The organism is Aquitalea pelogenes (assembly GCF_001515305.1).
In the GTDB taxonomy this organism is placed as follows: domain Bacteria; phylum Pseudomonadota; class Gammaproteobacteria; order Burkholderiales; family Chromobacteriaceae; genus Aquitalea; species Aquitalea pelogenes.
The window spans coordinates 64,937-82,209 of record NZ_LNQV01000007.1; the positions used below are offsets into that span (position 1 = coordinate 64,937).

The window sequence follows — 17,273 nt, forward strand, 5'->3', positions numbered from 1 at the left end:
GAATAAGGAGAAGAAAAATTGGTCCACCTTGGTGTCGACAGGCAAATTAAACAACTAGCACAGTATCCACCGACCATAAGAGAGCAGCTCAAAATGCACGCTGTCCGCAGTGGCTCATGTATTGCATGGGAAGATCCGGAGCGCGATGAAAGTATCACATTCAGCCAGCAAAACGAGAGGGCCAAGCAGCTGATGGTCTGCCTGTCTAGCCTGCCAGCCAAAAGCGTAATCTGTCTGGTTCTGACAAGATCAAAAGATTTTCTTCCCTTATTAGCGGCGTGCATACAAAACAATCTGGTTCTGGCACCGATCGGAGAAGACACCCACAAGATCAAAGAAGCAATCAAATTACTAAAACCCAGACTCGTAATATCTACTAGTGACTTGGCTACCGCATGCATCGAACAGGCAAATATTGATAATTACATTGAGTTACCCTCAGAATATGAATTTAACCCAATTGTGTACGACGTCCGTGACACCCACATCGAGGCTATTCAAGAAAATAATGACTTATCAGAGGCCACCTGCCTTCTGATACAGACCTCAGGCACTACAGGAAAAGCCAAATATGTACAACTGAGCGAAAGATCACTAGTCTTTAATGCTGCAGCTATTCAAGCGCGATATCAATGCCAAACAAACGACAAAATTCATTGCACATTACCATGGTCACACATGAACGCAATAATGATGACTGGCTGCCTGGCATTACTTGCAGGTGCTACAGTCGTCTACAAAAATATCGTAAAAGAAGCAGATCCAATATCAGCTCTTCATGAAATTAATGCAAGCATCTCCAGCCTAACACCAACATTGCTGTCATTTATTTTAAGGAAAAAACAGAGTAAGCAAAATCTTAAATCGATGCGTTTTATCTTCTGCGGTGCAGCACCGCTAAGTTCCATTTTGTGGAAAGAGGCAGAGGATAGCCTCGGATGCAGAATATACCAAGGCTATGGTTTATCCGAAACAACTTGCTGGATCGCCTCCACCGTACCGCAGGAGATGCCCGATTATGAGGCCGTTGGAAAAATACTCCTGGGTGAAATCCACATTCCAAAGCGGGACGGCATATGTGTTATTACCCAAAATACTGAACTTAGCAATAGTAATAAAAATCAACTGGAGTTAGGTCCAATCTTTTATAAAGGTCCACTCCTGTTCAAGGGATACAGAGGCAAGACTCGAGAGTCGATCCAGGATGGTGCACATTTCGACACAGGTGATATTGGTTATATTGATGGAAACAACAATATTCGTATCATCGGAAGGCAGAAAGAAATAATTATTCGAGCTGGTATAAATATCATGCCGGAGGTTATAGATTCTCTGCTGCGAAGACACCCCGACATATACGCCTGCAAGACCGTAGGAATTCACGATGATCTGCTCGGCGAAAGAGTAGTCACAGCTTACATTTCTCGCAACTCTTGCCCACCTAATGAAATTGATCTCCGACGATTCATACGCAATGGACTTCAGGCTGACTACATGCCCAACTCATTTGTTCGGCTTAATTCATTCCCAATGAATGACGTAGGAAAAATTTCCATAATCGAATTACGAAAAAAAGCTGGTGGCGATTACGCGCGAGCCGCGCTCCAGGCCATAGACACGAACAGATTCAAACGGGCAAATTGTAGCAATCAAAATGAAATCATAGATCAATTTCAATCACGAATATTACGTGACTTGCCATTACACTTTTTGACATATTGGGGCGCAGGGCAACGCAATGAAATTAATGAAAACGACGTGCGTGCCATGCAAAAAATTAAGGAAATACTGGAAGTTACATGTTTACACCAACCCCTGAAAGCCGAAATCACATTTATTTTTACAGATATACATGCAAAATTGAACGGAAAATCAACCATCAGAGTTAACCAGTACTTTCGACAAATAGAAGAAATAGCTGCGCAGCATGGATTCAACTGCGTACGCGCATCTGACATCTGGAATAAAAATGGAATAAATCCTGACGACTTACTAAAAAGAAGCACAACTTTAAGTTTGGCAGAACTAACAAGTAAGCTTGGTTTAGGTTATATAGCTGTTGAAATGCTGAAGAAATCAGCCCAACGCCATGTCGAATCTGGAAACATCGAAGATGGATTACGCAATTACCTCCACACTTGCAGTATTGAAAAAAAACTATATGCTGATGAATTTAGTGACTCTGTATTTCTCACCTATAACGACCCGTGCTTAAGCACTATTTGCCCGGACCTTCCAAAGATGTACATTTATTCGTTCTCAAGAGGCATGACTGCCAAGCCATGGTTCAGTTAATAGTTTGATTATTTAGAAGATAGGATATTCTCCGTGAGCGACATTCAATCTCAAGCATTTGGTATTGAAAACAAGGGTATCAGTTTCATGACAGGAGCGACAGGCTTTCTGGGGAGACAATTTTTGCTTCGATATTTAAAGTCGGATTTCGGAGATATCTACGTTCTGGTAAGGGCCGCCAATGCATACGCAGGGAGAGAGCGCGTGATCCGATCGCTTGAGCTTGCAGCAGCTGACGTCGGCCTTGCACTCAACGTCAATGACTTAGCAAAAATCAGAATAGTTGTTGGCGATATGGTCGACAGCATTTGTGGAATTAACCAAAAAACACTGGAAATCATACGAGAAAATAGCATAAGTGACTTCTGGCACTATGCAGCAAGTCTAAAATACGAAGACAAAAATAAAGAAGAGATCATTTTAGCAAATCTTGGTGGCACAAAAAACGCACTACAGACTGCACTGGCAATACGTGCAAAACGCTTCTTCTATATTTCTACCGCTTATACCTCAGGCAAAAAAACGGGGCCTATCGAAGAATCCCTTCACTCCACGGACGGGCCTTTCAATAACTGGTACGAATTTTCGAAATGCCAGGCAGAACACGAGGTCTCAAATTTCTGTTCCGAACATGCAATTCAATATGCGCTATTGCGCCCATCAGTTGTGGTTGGCCCGACAACGACACACAAATGTGGAAACAACAATACCGGATTATATGGGCTGATCGAAGCTATTCATCTATCTGCCAATCTATTACGTAGAGCTACAGCGCCGATACGTTGCACTGGCACCCAGGATAGTCACATCAACTTCGCCCCAGTCGACTATGTTGTTAACGATGCCATAGCCATTCGTAATAAATACTTTAAGTCCGGAAAAATATTTCACCTGTCAAACTCGACCAATTTCAACTGCCAGGAATTATTTAATGTCATAACTTCCTGCTACACATTCTCGTTCTTACTCGGCGCGAACCCCACCGACCCTTCTGGCATTGAGCGATTCTTTGCTAGAAGGAGTAATTTCTATCTTCAATATACAAGTCATAGGAAAGAATTTCTCCGAGAAATCGCCCCGCAACCTGAACTCTCATCTGAAGACTTGTCAAGTTATGTCAAAAACTTTGTTGATGGACTTAATGAGCAGGCCGAATTTAATAGTGACTTCGAGATTGTCTCCTTAAAAAACCGTGATGGAATAGATCTACCCGCTTACGTGATGGGGAATGGGCCAAGTACCATCGTTTTAGTGAATGCGGTTGGCATGACACCAGAGATTATTTTGCCCTTTGCGAGAGTCTTGTCTAAGAGCCATCGCGTCATTACATGGAATATGCGCCTGCCTATGCATGCGACACAATCCGATTATCAGCACATCGCAACGTCAGCACATTTGAAAGACCTCTGCGATATCTGTTCGGCTCTAGACGTAAAGGAGGCAACTCTAGTCAGCTGGTGCACTGGGGTGATCATTTGTCTTCACGCATTAGCCAGCCAAGCAGACGTGTTTAAAGCTGGTGTCCTGTTGAATCCAGATACCTTAAATTCTGGAAAGATCAGTTCTTCAATGACAGCCTTTCAGACAAGCACACAGCGGGTTCTGCCCCGAATTGCTGAGAGCATGGATACAGCAGAGTTCTATTATGAACTGATGTTTTCGCCTACGAAATTGATAGAGTCGAATGAGGCAGCAAGTCTAATTTCAAATTTTGTCAACCTTACAGACAACATGACGTTAATGCGACTAATAAGTGCTCCCTTTTCAAATCCAAAAACTATTTTCAATTATGCCAATACGCTGATTGAATATACGAACATCACCGAACGCGCCCTTAAGTTGCTTTGCAATGATATCGAGCAACCCGTAATGATCTATACGAGCAAAAACGACAACATTGCTCACTTTTCCAATGCTCTCGAACTGGCAAAAATGATTCGAGGAGCCACCGGAAATGTAGTAGTCGATGAGTACGGAGATCACTTCTCTCATTATCACAAGCCCCAGTTGGCTTCTATGGTAGAAGAATTCAGCCGGGCAAGCTGCAAAAGAGGATACTGACAACTCAACACTCCCCACATGCTGGCTAAGGACGAAGCCTCCAGAGAGGGCAACGACCAGAGCAATCGCATCTTTAGGTGGTCATTGGCTGGAGCTTGTTCTGGCACGTTCCCGATTAGCGCAGTTGCGTGCCCCCACCCAGAGCCTGATACAGCGTTACCTGATTCACCAGCCGGTTGTAACGGTTTTCCAGCAGGCTTACCTCGGCGGTACGGCGCGTTTCTTGCGCATCCAGCCAGTCCTTCAGCGGAGCCGCACCCGCCTGATAACGCAGCTGGTACAGCTTTTCCGCCCGCGCGGCCAGCATAGCAGCCTGGGTCAGCCGTTCGCCCTGCTGCCGGTACTGCTGGCGGGCGGACAAGGCATTGTCCACGTCAGCCAATGCCGAATACAAAGTCTGGCGGAAGTTCACCACCGCCAGCTGGTAGTCAGCCTCGCTGATGCTGTTGTTCAGCTTCATCTGCCGCCACTGCAAGAACGGCAAGGTGATGCCTGCACCCAGCGTGGCCAGCGGGTTGCTCAGCACCTGCGCCAAGCGGGTACTGCTGCTGCCCAGACTGCCGGTCAGGGAAAAATCGGGATAGTACGAAGCACGGGTGGCGTCGCCTGTTGCCAGTGTTTCGCGCAGGCGCAATTCGGCAGCCCGCAGGTCGGGACGGCGCGCCAGCAGCGCCACCGGCAAACCGGAAGGCACGTCTGGCAGATCCGCCATTGGCAGGCTGGCGCGCAAGGCGATGTCACCCTTGGGTGGGCCATCCAGCAGTATCGCCAGTGCGTTTTGCGTCTCGGCCAGTTGCTGCTGGTAGTCGTGCAGGCTGGCTTGCTGGCTGGCCAGACTTTGCCGCACGGTCAGCACATCCAGCTCGGCCGCCGCACCGGCCTGCTGTTTGGCCAGCACCAGTCGCAAGGCTTGCTGCTGGTAGTCGATGCTGGCCTGCCCCAGCGCCAGCCGCTGGCGTAGCCAGGCCTGTTTCCAGTACAGCTTGATGGTGCTGCCGATCAGGCTCAGGCGGCTGCTGGCCATGTCCTGCACCGTGGCACGCGCCTCCCAGGCCTTGGCATCACTCTGGTGTGCCAGCCTGCCCCACAAGTCCAGTTCATAGCTGACCGACAAGCTGGCTGAGTGGCTCTGGCTGCTGACGGCATCGCCACCTACACGCCGGCTGGCCGTGCTGGACAGGCTGAAGGATGGCGTGGGTGCCAGGTCGGTATCGGCCAGGTCTGCCTGCAGCATGGCCTGCCGCACCTTGATGGCAGCGGCGGCCAGGTCGTTATTACGTGCCAGCACCTGTTTGATCAGCGCGTCCAGCTCGGCATCGCCAAACTGTTGCCACCACTCCCCTGCTGTCGCGGGACGGGTCGTTCCTTGCGTGCTGGTTTGCCATTGTGCGGGCAGTGCAAGCGCCGGTGTCTGATACGGCGTAGCGGTGATGCTGGCACAGCCGGCAAGCAGCAGGCAGGCCAGCAAGATGGGGTTTGATGCTTTCATTCTGTCATTCTGTTCTGAAGCAACGCTCATTCACGGGACAGCGCCACGACCGGGTCCAGCCGTGCGGCATTGCGGGCCGGCAGATAGCCGAACAACACGCCCACCAGGGTGGAGCAGGCAAAGGCCGCCACAATGGACGACAGCGAGTAAACCATATTGAAGCTGGCCAGGCGGGCCACCAGCACGCCAAGGCCCAGCGACAGCGCCACGCCCAGCGCGCCACCCAGCAGGCATACCAGCACGGCCTCGATCAAAAACTGCTGCATGATGTCGCGCTGGCGCGCACCCACGGCCATGCACACGCCGATTTCACGGGTCCGCTCGCTAACGGATACAAGCATGATGTTCATCACGCCAATACCGCCAACCACCAGCGAAATCACCGCGATCATCGAAACCAGCAGTGTCATGGTGGCGGTGGTGCTGGCAATGGTCTGGCGGATGCTGTCGGTATTCATCACGAAAAAGTCCTGCGTGCCGTGCCGACGGGTCATCAGCGCCACCAGGCTTTGCTCGGCGGCAGCGGTGGACACATTGTCACTTACCCGCACCGTGAGGGCTTTCAGGTAATCCTGACCCAGCATGCGGTACATCACCGTGCTGTAGGGCAGCCATAGATTGAGGTTTTCGTCGGTGCCGAAGGCGCTTTTCTGGGTTTGCGTCACGGCCACCACCCGGCAGGGCAGCTTGCCCAGCAGGACGACTTTGCCGATAGGGTCGTCGCCATCGGCAAACAGGGCCTTGCGGCTGTTTTCGTCTATCACCACCTGCTGCGCCTGCTGGCTGACCGCCACCGCGTCGAATGGTCGGCCTTGCGCCATGGACACGCCGCGCACGCGGAAATACTGCTCGCCCACGCCTTTCACCTGGGCGGTAACCGCCACATTGCGATAGCGCAGCGTCACGCTGTCGCTGACTTCCGGGGTGACACTGTCGACAAAGGGCTGCTCGGCCAGCACCGTGGCATCACGCGGGGTCAGCGTATGGATGGCGTCGGCCTTGCGGTCGCCAAAATGCTTGCCGGGATAGATATTGATGGTATTGGTACCCAGCGAGCTGATGTCGCTGAGAATGCGCTGGCTGGAACCGGTACCCAGCGCCACCACCGACACCACCGAGGCAATGCCGATGATGATGCCCAGCATGGTCAGCGCCGAGCGCAGCCGGTGTGCCATCAGCGCGCGCCAGGCCATGCCGAAGGCCTCGGCAAATTGCTCGCGCAGCAGCCGCCAGCTACTGGCTTGCGGCCGGGAAGCGTCCGCTTGTAGCGCCATGGGCGCGACGCTATCCGCACGGCGCGTGTTCGGCCACCAGCCTTGCCATCCCCGATCTCGATGATGCGGTCGGCATGCTGCGCCACCTTGCTGTCGTGCGTCACCAGAATGATGGTGTGGCCTTCGGCATGCAGTTCGCGCAGGATGGCCATCACCTGCTGGCCGCTGGCACTGTCCAGCGCACCGGTGGGTTCGTCGGCCAGAATCACCTTGCCGCCATTCATCAGCGCACGGGCAATGCTCACCCGCTGCTGCTGACCGCCGGACAACTGTCCCGGCTTGTGCCCGGCACGGTCAGCCAGGCCAAGGCGCGCCAGCAGGCTGGCAGCACGTGCACTGCGCTCGGCTGCCGGGCTGCCCGCATAGACGGCAGGCAATTCGACATTCTGCAGGGCATCCAGCTCGCCCAGCAGATGGTAGCGCTGGAAAATGAAGCCGAAATGTTCACGCCGCAGTGCCGCCAGTTGGTCCGGGGCCATGTCCGCCACGGGCTGACCGGCCACGCGGTAGCTGCCGCGCGACGGGGCATCCAGACAACCCAGAATATTCATCAGGGTGGATTTGCCGGAGCCGGAGGCGCCGATGATGGCCACCATCTCACCGGCCTGAATCTGCAGATTGATATTGTCCAGCACGGTGACCGTGTCTTCGCCCGAGACAAAGTCACGGCTGACGCCGGACAGTTCCAGCAAGGGGGTGTGCATGATTTACATCCCCATCGGCGGCGGGCCGTTGTGGCCGCTGCTACTGCTGCTGGCGGTGGCGCTGGCCTCACCCACAATCACCTGCTCGCCGGCACGCAGTCCGGACAACACCTGGGCATGCACATTATTGTTCAGGCCAATCTTCACCGCCCTCGGCTGCACACTGCCATCCGGCTGCAATACCCGCACCGCATAGCGGCCATCCTTGCCATGCACACCCAGCGCATTGGCCGGAATCGCCAGCACGGCGTGCGCCTGGCTGAGTACCACACTGACCTGTGCCGTCATGTTGATGCGCAGTTTATGGCCCGGATTGGGCACATCAAACAGGCCGTAATAATAAATGGCGGTCGAGGACGAACTGCTGGAGCTGCTGCTGGTGGAGGTGCTGCTGGTACTGGTACTGTCACTGGAATCGCTATACGACTGCGGTGCCGGGTCAATCGAACGCAAGCGCGCCTGATAGCGCCGGTCCGGCTCGCCCAGAATGGTGAAGTACACCGGCAGGCCGGGTTTCACCCGCACCACATCCCCTTCCGAGATTTCCGCCTTTACCGTCACCGTATCCAGCTGCGCCAGCTTGACCATCGTCGGCGTGGACTGACTGGCATTCACCGTCTGCCCTTCCTCCACCGGCAAGGCCACCACGACGCCGTCTATCGGGGCAAGAATGCGGGTGTAACCCAGATTCAGCTGGGCGGTTTTCAGGCTGATGCGCGCCTGCTGCAATTGCGCCTGCAACTGCTCGGCATCCGCGTTTGCACCATCCAGCGTGGCTTTGGCGCTGTCATAGCTTTCCTGTGAGGTAGCCTGTTGCCCCAACATCTGCTGCTGGCGGGCAAAGTCCTGACGCGCTTTCAGCAAGGCAGCTAGTTTGGACTTGAGCTGGGACTGATAGCTGCTGACCGAGGCCTGGGCATCTTCCAGCGAGTTTTCCTGGGTACGCGGGTCGATTTCCGCCAGCAAATCGCCTTTTTTCACACTCTGGCCCAAGGCCACCTTGAGTGATTTCACCTGGCCGGACACCTGGGCACCGACGCTGACTTCACGCAGCGCCTTGATGGTGCCGGTGGCCAGTACGGTATCTTCCAGATCCATAGTGCTGACCGTGGCGGTCAGATAGTGATTCACAGGCGGGCGGGGGTACAGCAGATAAGCGGCAACAGCCAGCAGCAAACCGGTGACAATCAGCAGGCTGCGTCGATGCAATGCAATGAAACGGGGCATGAAGGGACAAGAATACTTTCTGTTTTGATACCGAAGTATCCGGCTTTGCCCCCTGCCTCGCGGTTAATGCACTGTAAATTGGTGTTAATTACCGTAAAGACGGTTCCGGCCAATAAATAGCCGGTTTCCTCCAGCATTTTTGGCAAAACCCGTACTACAGGGTAAAGTATGCCGCACTCATGCCAGCCGCTACCTGTTGCGCAACAGGCATGGCCTCCCCTTACCCCATTGCATACAGGCTTCACATGCAACCGGCTCCTCGCCTTCGACATTTGCTTTTGGCCCTGACCGCCCTCTGGATCAGCCTGTTCTGTTCACTGGTCATGGCCGCCCAGCCTGCCGCCCACAACTGGCTGGCTGCTCACCGCAACTGGCGGGTGGGCGTGGTGCTGCAAGCGCCTTATGCCCAGCTCAACCCGCGCAGCCATTTGCTGGAAGGGGCCGATGTCGAAGTGATGGTGCTGCTGGCCAGCAAGATGGATGTCAGCCTGAGCTGGCGTACCTTCAGCAACCAGCAGGCGCTGGACCGTGCAGTGGAAAATGGCGAAGTCGATATCTCCCCCGGCATGCTGCAAACGCCAGCCAGCCTGCATCACTGGCTGTTCTCCCAGCCCTACCTGCGGGTACCACACAAGATTGTCGGCTTCCCGGATGGTAGCGGCAATGCGGTAGACCTGGACCGGCTGTCGCTCAGCGAGCGGCTGGCGCTGGACGCCAATAGCGATGCACTGCGCTTTGTGCGACGCAATTACCCGGAACTGCCGCGGGTAGAGGTAGCCAGTGACCGTGCCGCGCTGCAAACCGTACAACAGCAATATGCCGAATACGCCATCGTGGATGAGGCACAGCTGGCCACCTTGCTGAAGGAACCGGAATTCTCCCGCCTGGCGGTGGTGGGCGACCTGGGCTACACCCACTTGCTGCGTATTGCGGTACGGCGCGACTGGCCCGAACTGCCGCCGGTGCTGGACCGTCAGCTGCAGGACATCCCCGGCATCCGCATGGAGCAGCTGTATGCGCGCTGGATGCTGCCCAGCTACCCGCGCCTGATCGACTCGCTGAGCTTCTGGCACCGCACCAGCCTGGCCTTGTTGCTGGCCGCCCTGCTGCTGGCCGGCCTGTTCGGCCACCAGCGTCGGCAACGGCGCTGGGCGGAAAAACGCCTGCTGGCCGCAAGAATGGAACTGGAAGCGCGGGATCTGGCCGAGGAATCGCTGCGCCTCACCCAGTTTTCCATCGACAACAGTACGGTGGGCATTCTGTGGGTGAACTGGGACGGGCGCATCCAGTACGCCAACCGCGCGGTGGAGAGCATGCTGGGCTATCCGACCGAGCAGCTGCTCAGCCTGTCCCTGCCGGAATTGCAACCCTCGCTGGACAACAGCAGCTGGCTGGACTTGTGGAACCAGCTGCGCGGCAGCAAGGCCTTGAGCAGTTTTGAAACCACCAGCCTGAAAGCCGACGGCCAGGTACTGCCGGTGGGCGTCACCCTGAGCTTTCTCAAGTTTGGCCGCACCGAATATCTGGTGGTTTATCTGAATGACATTACCGAGCGCCAGAAAGCCCGCGCCGCGCTGGAAGAAAGCGAAGCCCGCTTCAAGGGCATGGCCAGCAATGTGCCGGGCATGGTGTTTCGGCTGGAGCGCCCCGCTGCCGAGCACCCGGTGCGGCTGGCTTTTGTCAGTGACGCCAGCCAGGCCATGCTGGGTTACAGCCCGCTGGACCTGGTATGCATGCCGGAAGGCTGGCAGGACGTGGTGGCCAGCGAGGACCGCAGCAGCTACCAGCAAGCCTGGCAGGATGCCGCCGCACACAACCGCAACCTGGCCTGGCAGGGCCGCATGCAGCATCAGAACGGGCAATTGCGCTGGGTAGACATCAAGGCCACCGTGCGCTGCTTTGATGATGGCCACGTGGTATGGGACGGCATTGTCTGGGATATCTCGGCCAACAAGCACAACGAACTGCAACTGGCGGAATCGCGTGGCTTGCTGCGCAGCCTGTCGGCCCATCTGGAGTCGGTACGCGAAGAAGAAAAAGCCCGCATCGCCCGCGAAGTACACGACGAACTGGGCCAGATTCTTACCGTATTGCGGCTGGAAACCTCGATGTGCGAACTGAGCTTCGGCCAGCAGGACAGCAAGCTGGCAGAACGCCTGCAGGCAATGAAAAAGCTGATCGAGCAGACTTTCCAGATCGTGCGTGACGTCGCCACCGCCTTGCGCCCGCCGGTGCTGGATGCCGGTATCGGCTCGGCCATCGAATGGCAGGCGCGGCGTTTTGAAAAACGCAGCGGCATTCCCTGCCTGGTATCGGTGCCGGACAGCCCCATCGCCCTGAGCGATGCGCGCGCCATCGGCGTGTTCCGCATCCTGCAAGAAGCACTCACCAATGTATTGCGTCACGCCGAGGCCAGCACGGTCAGTGTGGGGCTGACCTGCCAGCAGGACATCATCACCTTGAGCATTGCCGACGACGGCAAGGGTTTCGACCCGCAAGCCCATCGCCAGCTGCGCTCCTTTGGCCTGGTAGGCATCCGCGAGCGGGTGCTGTTGCTGGGCGGCAAACTGGATATCGACAGTCAACCGGATCAGGGCTGCACCCTGACCATCCGCCTGCCGGTTGAAGAAGGAAGGGAAATCGCATGATTCGCGTCATCATTGCCGAAGATCATAAAATCGTCCGCGAAGGCATCAAGCAACTGATTTCGCTAGCCGAAGACATCAGCGTGGTGGGCGAAGCCACCAATGGCACCCAGTTGCTGGAACAACTGCGCCAGACCAGTGCCGATGTGTTGCTGCTGGACATCTCCATGCCCGGCACCAACGGGCTGGAAACCATTCCGCGCATCCGCGCACTGGACAATCCACCCGCCATCCTGATGCTGTCCATGCACGACGAAGTGCAGATTGCCGCCCGCGCCCTGAAGGCCGGTGCCGCTGGCTACAGCACCAAGGACAGCGACCCGGCACTGCTGCTGACCGCCATTCGCAAGGTGGCCAGCGGCGGCCGCTACATCGACCCGCAGCTGGCCGACCGCATGGTGTTTGAAGTCGGCCTGACCGACTCACGCCCGGCACACACCCAGCTGTCCGAACGTGAATACCAGGTGTTCGAGCGACTGGTGCACGGCACCAACGTCAACGAAATTGCCCAGCAGTTGAACATCAGCGCCAAGACTGTCAGCACCCACAAGGTGCGGCTGATGCAAAGCTGCAAGCCCATTCGGTGGCCGACATGGTGCGCTACGCCATCGACCACAAGCTGATCTGAGCCACTATCAGTAATTTGGTGGGCATGTACAGGCTGGCCTGCATTTCAGGCCAGCCTAACGCGGGATGCAGTCAAGCCATTGCTGGATAGCTGGCTCATAGCGTTGCCTGATCAGACTGCCGAAGTCATAGGCGGCATCCCAATCAACTCTGCTTGTCGGCTGGTGTGCCATTATGGCGTCACACAGAGCAACTGGCAGCAGTGGCAAGGTGCGGTCACGCTGACATTGCAGCAAGATTGGACGCAGCCTGCCCATCTCTCTCAGCATTGAACGGCTACCTTCATCAATCTGGAAGACAGGCAAATCGGCATAAGCGGGATACTGCGCAACACATAGATAGGTCGCCGCACCAAACCACATTCCTCCATCACTAACAGCACGGGCCAGGTCGCTGAGCATTCCCAACGACAACAATAGTAAGGCCAATTTTTTCATTCACACCCCTTCAAACTGAGTGGCAAAATTTTGAGCCCAAAACAAAAACCGCCACGCGGGCGGCTTTCATCACAAAACATTCCGTCATCATGTGATAACGGAATGCTGATTAGCACTGCTTAACAGCAGGGATCACTAGGCCCAATAACAAAATCACCACAAGGTGGCTGCGGACCGATAACAAAGCACGAAGCAAATGAAACGGAACTCAGCGCAGACAAGAGCATGGCAAGAAGAATGGTCTTTTTCATTACACAACCTCCAGAGTCATTAAAATTCAATTGCTTACGCTGCCATTTTTATCCAGACAAAATCAAGGCAACGGCTTTCATTTTGTTCTCACACTCTCGCAGAGTAACCCGTCAAATTGATCAGCCTCACCTACACCATTTTTTAAACAATTACACTTACAAGCCATGGCACATTGCGCTACCCTAGCCGGCTTTGTTCAACCACATACTGCCCTGCCGTTTCATGCGCATTCAGCAACTCCAGCAAACCCTGAGCGATCTTGGTGCTCGCCCCTGTCACATCGGCCGTATCAACCGCGCCTGGCTGCAAGGCCTGGCGCTGGATCACGGCACCCGCCACCAGCAAAGCGAGCATTATTTTCCGCTGGCGGTGCGGCAGGGCCTGCCCGCCATCAGTGCGCAGCTGGAAGCGCTGGCACGCATCCACACCCGGCATGAGGCGGCGGATGCCTCGCAACGGCTGCTGGTGGAACTGGCCGATGGCCAGATGGTGGAAAGCGTGCTGCTGCCACGTGACGGGCTGTGTGTTTCCAGCCAGGTTGGCTGTGCCGTGGGTTGCACCTTCTGCATGACCGGAAAATCCGGCTTGCTGCGCCAGCTGGGCAGCGCGGAAATTGTCGCCCAGGTGGTGCTGGCACGGCGCATCCGCCCGGTAAAAAAAGTGGTGTTCATGGGGATGGGCGAACCGGCCCACAATCTGGACAACGTGTTGGAAGCCATCGACTTTCTGGGGCGTGAAGGCAATATCGCCCACAAAAACCTGGTGTTCTCCACGGTGGGCGACCCACGGGTATTCGAGCGCCTGCCCGCCATGCAGGTAAAACCGGCGCTGGCACTGTCCTTGCACACCACGCGGGACGACTTGCGCGCCAGCCTGCTGCCGCGCGCACCGCGCATCAGTCCGGCGGAACTGGTGAATCTGGGCGAGCATTATGCCCGTACGGTGGGCTACCCCATCCAGTATCAGTGGACGCTGCTCAAGGGCATCAACGACAGCCTGCAGGAGATGGACGCCGCCATCGCCCTGCTCAAGGGCAAGTATGGCGTGCTGAACCTGATTCCGTACAACAGCATGGAAGGCGACAGCTTCCAGCGTCCGGATGACGCACATATCCGCCACATGAAGCACTATCTGCACGCCCATGGCGTGCTGACCAAGATTCGCGATTCTGCCGGACAGGACATCGACGGCGGCTGTGGCCAGCTGCGCGCCCGCGCAGCGGATGTCATCGATACCAGCCGCTTGCGCCGGCGTCAGGGCCAAACCGGCTGAGAGATTTCATTGGCACGATAATTATCCTTCTTGTTAGAATGGTTATTTGCCGGACAATATCCCGTCCGGTTAAACAGAACAGCAAGAAAGAACCAGCGTGCGGCTCCGTTTCGAACAATGGCGTGATTTTCTCGATATAGATGCAGACAGCGTCAACACGCTGCGTGAGTTTTCGGGCTTGATCCGCCCGCATATGGACGTGCTGATGGATGCGGTCTATGCCTACATCCGGGCCAATGCCGCAGCCAGTGCCACCTTCAGCGACGAAGCCGCCCTGCAACGCGCCCGCGCGCACCAGCAGCATCACTGGCTGGAGCATGTATTTGCCGGCAATTTCAACCAGGACTATCTGGAAGCCACGCTGGCCATCGGCCACACCCACCAGCGACTGGGAGTGGACCTGCGGTTTTATTCCGGTGCCTACGTGGTAGTGCTCAACCAGCTGGTGCAACTGCTGGACGGGCTGGTGCAGGATGCCGCCACCCGCAGCCGTTACCTGACTGCCATCAATCGCGCAATTTTCCTCGACATGGGCCTGGCCACCTATGCCTATTACGACACCCTGCTCAATGCGCTGGAAGACATGGCACAGGAAGTCACCCTCAGCCTGGCCCGCGCCGGCGAATACCGTGACAACGAAACCGGCAAGCACATCACCCGCATGAGCAAGATGTGCGAGCAGATGGCTCTGGCACTGGGCAAGGACGCCACCTGGGCGCATGCACTGCGCATGGCCAGCCCGCTGCATGATGTGGGCAAGATCGGCGTGCCGGACCGCATCCTGCTCAAACCCGGCCGCCTGGACGAGGAAGAATTCCAGATCATGCGCGAACACCCGCGCATTGGCGGCACCATCATTCCGGAGCATCCGGCACTGGTGATCCGCATGGCACGACGCATTGCCCTCACCCATCACGAAAAATGGGATGGCAGCGGCTACCCCGCCGGCCTGTGCGGCGAGGAAATTCCGCTGGAAGGCCGCATTGCCGCCATTTGCGACGTTTACGACGCCCTGGTGTCCTCCCGCCCCTACAAACCGGCCTGGACCCAACAGGCTGCGCTGGACTACCTGCAACAGGAAAGCGGCTATCACTTCGACCCGCAGCTGGTAGAAACCTTCTTACGCATCGTGCCGGAGGTCGATGCCATCCAGCGGCGCTACGCCGAGGAAACCGCCTGAGCACGGCTGGCCGCGAACTCATCAGGCCAGCCCAGTTCCTTGGTACGGCCCTCGTCTCTTGCCTGCATGGATAAAGTAAAATCCATTCAAAACCCACCATGCAAAACATCAGCAAGTCATTGTATTAAAACAATTAAACACAAAAACAAAGACCATGCACAGACGATAGCCTGTCGCCATCCACCCCATAGCATTTTCAAAATTCTGGTCAGCAGCCCCCATCCCTAGACTGAGCGTCCCTACAACTCTCAGGACTTTCGTGATGAAACCAACAACACATTGCCTGCTGCTTGGTATCAGCCTGGGCCTGCTGCTGGGCCAGCCTGCCACAGCCAGCACACTGACCCGTGACAATGGTGCGCCGGTAGGCGACAACCAGGACTCACAAACCGCCGGCCCCAACGGCCCGGTGCTGCTGCAAGACGTGCAACTGGTACAGAAGCTGCAGCGTTTCGACCGCGAACGCATTCCGGAGCGCGTAGTGCATGCACGTGGCGCGGCCGCCTATGGGGTGTTTGAAGCCAGCGCCGACATCAGTGCCCTGTCACGCGCCAAGGTGTTTGCCAAAGGCAGCAAGACCCCGGTGTTTGTCCGCTTTTCCACCGTGATTCACGGCCTGCACTCGCCGGAAACCCTGCGCGACCCGCGCGGCTTTGCCACCAAGTTCTATACCAGCGAAGGTAACTGGGATCTGGTAGGCAACAATCTGCCGGTGTTCTTTATCCGCGATGCGATGAAGTTTCCCGACATGGTGCATTCGCTGAAACCGGCCCCGGACACCAATCTGCAAGACCCGAACCGTTTTTTCGACTTCTTCTCGCACCAGCCGGAAGCCACCCACATGCTGACCCGGTTGTACTCGGACTACGGCATCCCCAAGGGTTACCAGTTCATGGATGGCAATAGCGTGCACGCCTGGAAGCTGGTGAACAATGCAGGCAAATACGCGTACGTCAAATTCCACTGGGCCAGCCGTCAGGGCCAGCACAACCTCACCATGCAGGAAGCTGCAGCCATCCAGGCGCATGACTTCAACCATGCCAGCCGCAGCCTGCTGGAGGCGATCAAGCGCAAGCAATACCCGCAGTGGGACTTGTTCATCCAGGTGATGCAGCCGGAGGACATGGCAAAGCTGGACTTCAACCCGCTGGATGCCACCAAGATCTGGCCGGGCATTCCGGAACAGAAAATCGGCACCATGACGCTGAACCGCCTGCCGGAAAACGTGTTCCAGGAAACCGAGCAAAGCGCCTTTGCCCCGTCCAACCTGGTGCCCGGCATCGAGCCGTCGGAAGACCGCCTGCTGCAAGGCCGCATCTTTGCCTATGCCGACACCCAGCTGCACCGGGTGGGGACCAACGGCCTGCAACTGCCGGTCAACCGTCCGCAAGTGAAGGTGGACAACAATAATCAGGACGGCGCCATGAACGAGGTTCAGCGCAGTGGTAATGTCAATTACGAACCCAGCCGTTTCAGCCCGCTGAAGCAGGACCCGTCAGCACGCAGCAGCCAGTTGCCGCTTGGTGGCAGCACCCAGCAGGCGGGTATTGGCAAAACGCAGAACTTCCGCCAGGCCGGTGAGTTCTATCGCAGCCTGAGCAAGCAGGACCAGGCCCGGCTGATTGCCAATCTGGCCGCCGACCTGGGCCAGGTACGTAACGAGACCATCCGTAACACCATGCTGTCCTACTTCTACAAGGCTGACAGCGGCTATGGCCAGGCCATCAGCAAGGCGCTGAATGCCAATGTGGCCGAAGTAGCCAGACTGGCCAAAGCCTTGCAGGACTGAAGCGCGCAAGCACAAGCAACT

General features: G+C 56.2%; 10 protein-coding genes and 1 pseudogene. 7 read left to right on the plus strand and 4 right to left on the minus strand.

From position 1 onward, the window contains the following. Positions 1 to 18 precede the first annotated feature (18 nt). Together AWT75_RS04510 and AWT75_RS04515 are read left to right on the plus strand one after the other, a co-directional pair. Positions 19 to 2,295 carry a class I adenylate-forming enzyme family protein gene (locus AWT75_RS04510; protein ID WP_062787721.1) on the plus strand — a complete coding sequence of 759 codons (2,277 nt, stop codon included), beginning with the start codon at positions 19 to 21 and terminating at the stop codon, positions 2,293 to 2,295. A gap of 33 nt (positions 2,296 to 2,328) precedes the next feature. Continuing rightward, entirely contained in the window at positions 2,329 to 4,356 is a 2,028-nt protein-coding gene (locus tag AWT75_RS04515) for an SDR family oxidoreductase (protein ID WP_062787724.1), read from the plus strand. A gap of 115 nt (positions 4,357 to 4,471) precedes the next feature. Here the strand turns inward: AWT75_RS04515 and AWT75_RS04520 are convergent, their stop codons facing one another. From AWT75_RS04520 to AWT75_RS04530, 3 genes and pseudogenes are all read right to left on the minus strand, one after another. Then, positions 4,472 to 5,845: an efflux transporter outer membrane subunit gene (locus tag AWT75_RS04520; protein ID WP_062787726.1), complete on the minus strand. Its 1,374-nt coding sequence runs from the start codon at positions 5,843 to 5,845 to the stop codon at positions 4,472 to 4,474. A 26-nt stretch (positions 5,846 to 5,871) separates the two neighbouring features. Then, positions 5,872 to 7,823 (minus strand): annotated as a pseudogene (locus AWT75_RS04525) (MacB family efflux pump subunit). Positions 7,824 to 7,826: 3 nt separating this feature from the next. Continuing rightward, positions 7,827 to 9,050: an efflux RND transporter periplasmic adaptor subunit gene (locus AWT75_RS04530; RefSeq protein WP_062787728.1), complete on the minus strand. Its 1,224-nt coding sequence runs from the start codon at positions 9,048 to 9,050 to the stop codon at positions 7,827 to 7,829. 278 nt (positions 9,051 to 9,328) lie between these two features. Here AWT75_RS04530 and AWT75_RS04535 point away from each other — a divergent pair, with 278 nt between their 5' ends. Continuing rightward, positions 9,329 to 11,698, plus strand: coding sequence for a PAS domain-containing sensor histidine kinase (locus AWT75_RS04535; RefSeq protein WP_204376876.1), 2,370 nt, complete (start codon positions 9,329 to 9,331; stop codon positions 11,696 to 11,698). Then, complete coding sequence (locus AWT75_RS04540; protein ID WP_239689462.1) at positions 11,695 to 12,318, plus strand: response regulator transcription factor; 624 nt, start codon at positions 11,695 to 11,697, stop codon at positions 12,316 to 12,318. The genes AWT75_RS04535 and AWT75_RS04540 overlap by 4 nt, the downstream gene beginning before the upstream one ends. 60 nt (positions 12,319 to 12,378) lie before the next feature. On the opposite strand, the gene AWT75_RS04545 is transcribed toward AWT75_RS04540, so the two are convergent. Continuing rightward, on the minus strand, positions 12,379 to 12,759 hold the full coding sequence (locus AWT75_RS04545; RefSeq protein WP_062787730.1) for a hypothetical protein: 381 nt from the start codon (positions 12,757 to 12,759) through the stop codon (positions 12,379 to 12,381). Between the two features lie 474 nt (positions 12,760 to 13,233). Between AWT75_RS04545 and AWT75_RS04550 the strand changes: the two genes are divergently transcribed. The 3 genes from AWT75_RS04550 to AWT75_RS04560 all read left to right on the plus strand — a co-directional run bounded on the left by AWT75_RS04550 (position 13,234) and on the right by AWT75_RS04560 (position 17,252). Continuing rightward, positions 13,234 to 14,283 carry an RNA methyltransferase gene (locus AWT75_RS04550; protein WP_062787795.1) on the plus strand — a complete coding sequence of 350 codons (1,050 nt, stop codon included), beginning with the start codon at positions 13,234 to 13,236 and terminating at the stop codon, positions 14,281 to 14,283. Positions 14,284 to 14,380: 97 nt separating this feature from the next. Beyond that, on the plus strand, positions 14,381 to 15,463 hold the full coding sequence (locus tag AWT75_RS04555; protein WP_062787733.1) for an HD domain-containing phosphohydrolase: 1,083 nt from the start codon (positions 14,381 to 14,383) through the stop codon (positions 15,461 to 15,463). 262 nt (positions 15,464 to 15,725) lie between these two features. After that, a complete protein-coding gene (locus AWT75_RS04560) occupies positions 15,726 to 17,252 on the plus strand; it encodes a catalase (protein ID WP_062787735.1) in 1,527 nt (508 codons plus the stop codon). Positions 17,253 to 17,273 lie beyond the last annotated feature (21 nt).

What these genes read in the sequence shown, in the direction of transcription:
- AWT75_RS04520 (WP_062787726.1), bottom strand. Translation starts at nt 5,845, where the DNA reads ATGAAAGCATCAAACCCCATCTTGCTGGCCTGCCTGCTGCTTGCCGGC.
- AWT75_RS04530 (WP_062787728.1), bottom strand. Translation starts at nt 9,050, where the DNA reads ATGCCCCGTTTCATTGCATTGCATCGACGCAGCCTGCTGATTGTCACC.
- AWT75_RS04540 (WP_239689462.1), top strand. Translation starts at nt 11,695, where the DNA reads ATGATTCGCGTCATCATTGCCGAAGATCATAAAATCGTCCGCGAAGGC.
- AWT75_RS04545 (WP_062787730.1), bottom strand. Translation starts at nt 12,759, where the DNA reads ATGAAAAAATTGGCCTTACTATTGTTGTCGTTGGGAATGCTCAGCGAC.
- AWT75_RS04550 (WP_062787795.1), top strand. Translation starts at nt 13,234, where the DNA reads ATGCGCATTCAGCAACTCCAGCAAACCCTGAGCGATCTTGGTGCTCGC.
- AWT75_RS04560 (WP_062787735.1), top strand. Translation starts at nt 15,726, where the DNA reads ATGAAACCAACAACACATTGCCTGCTGCTTGGTATCAGCCTGGGCCTG.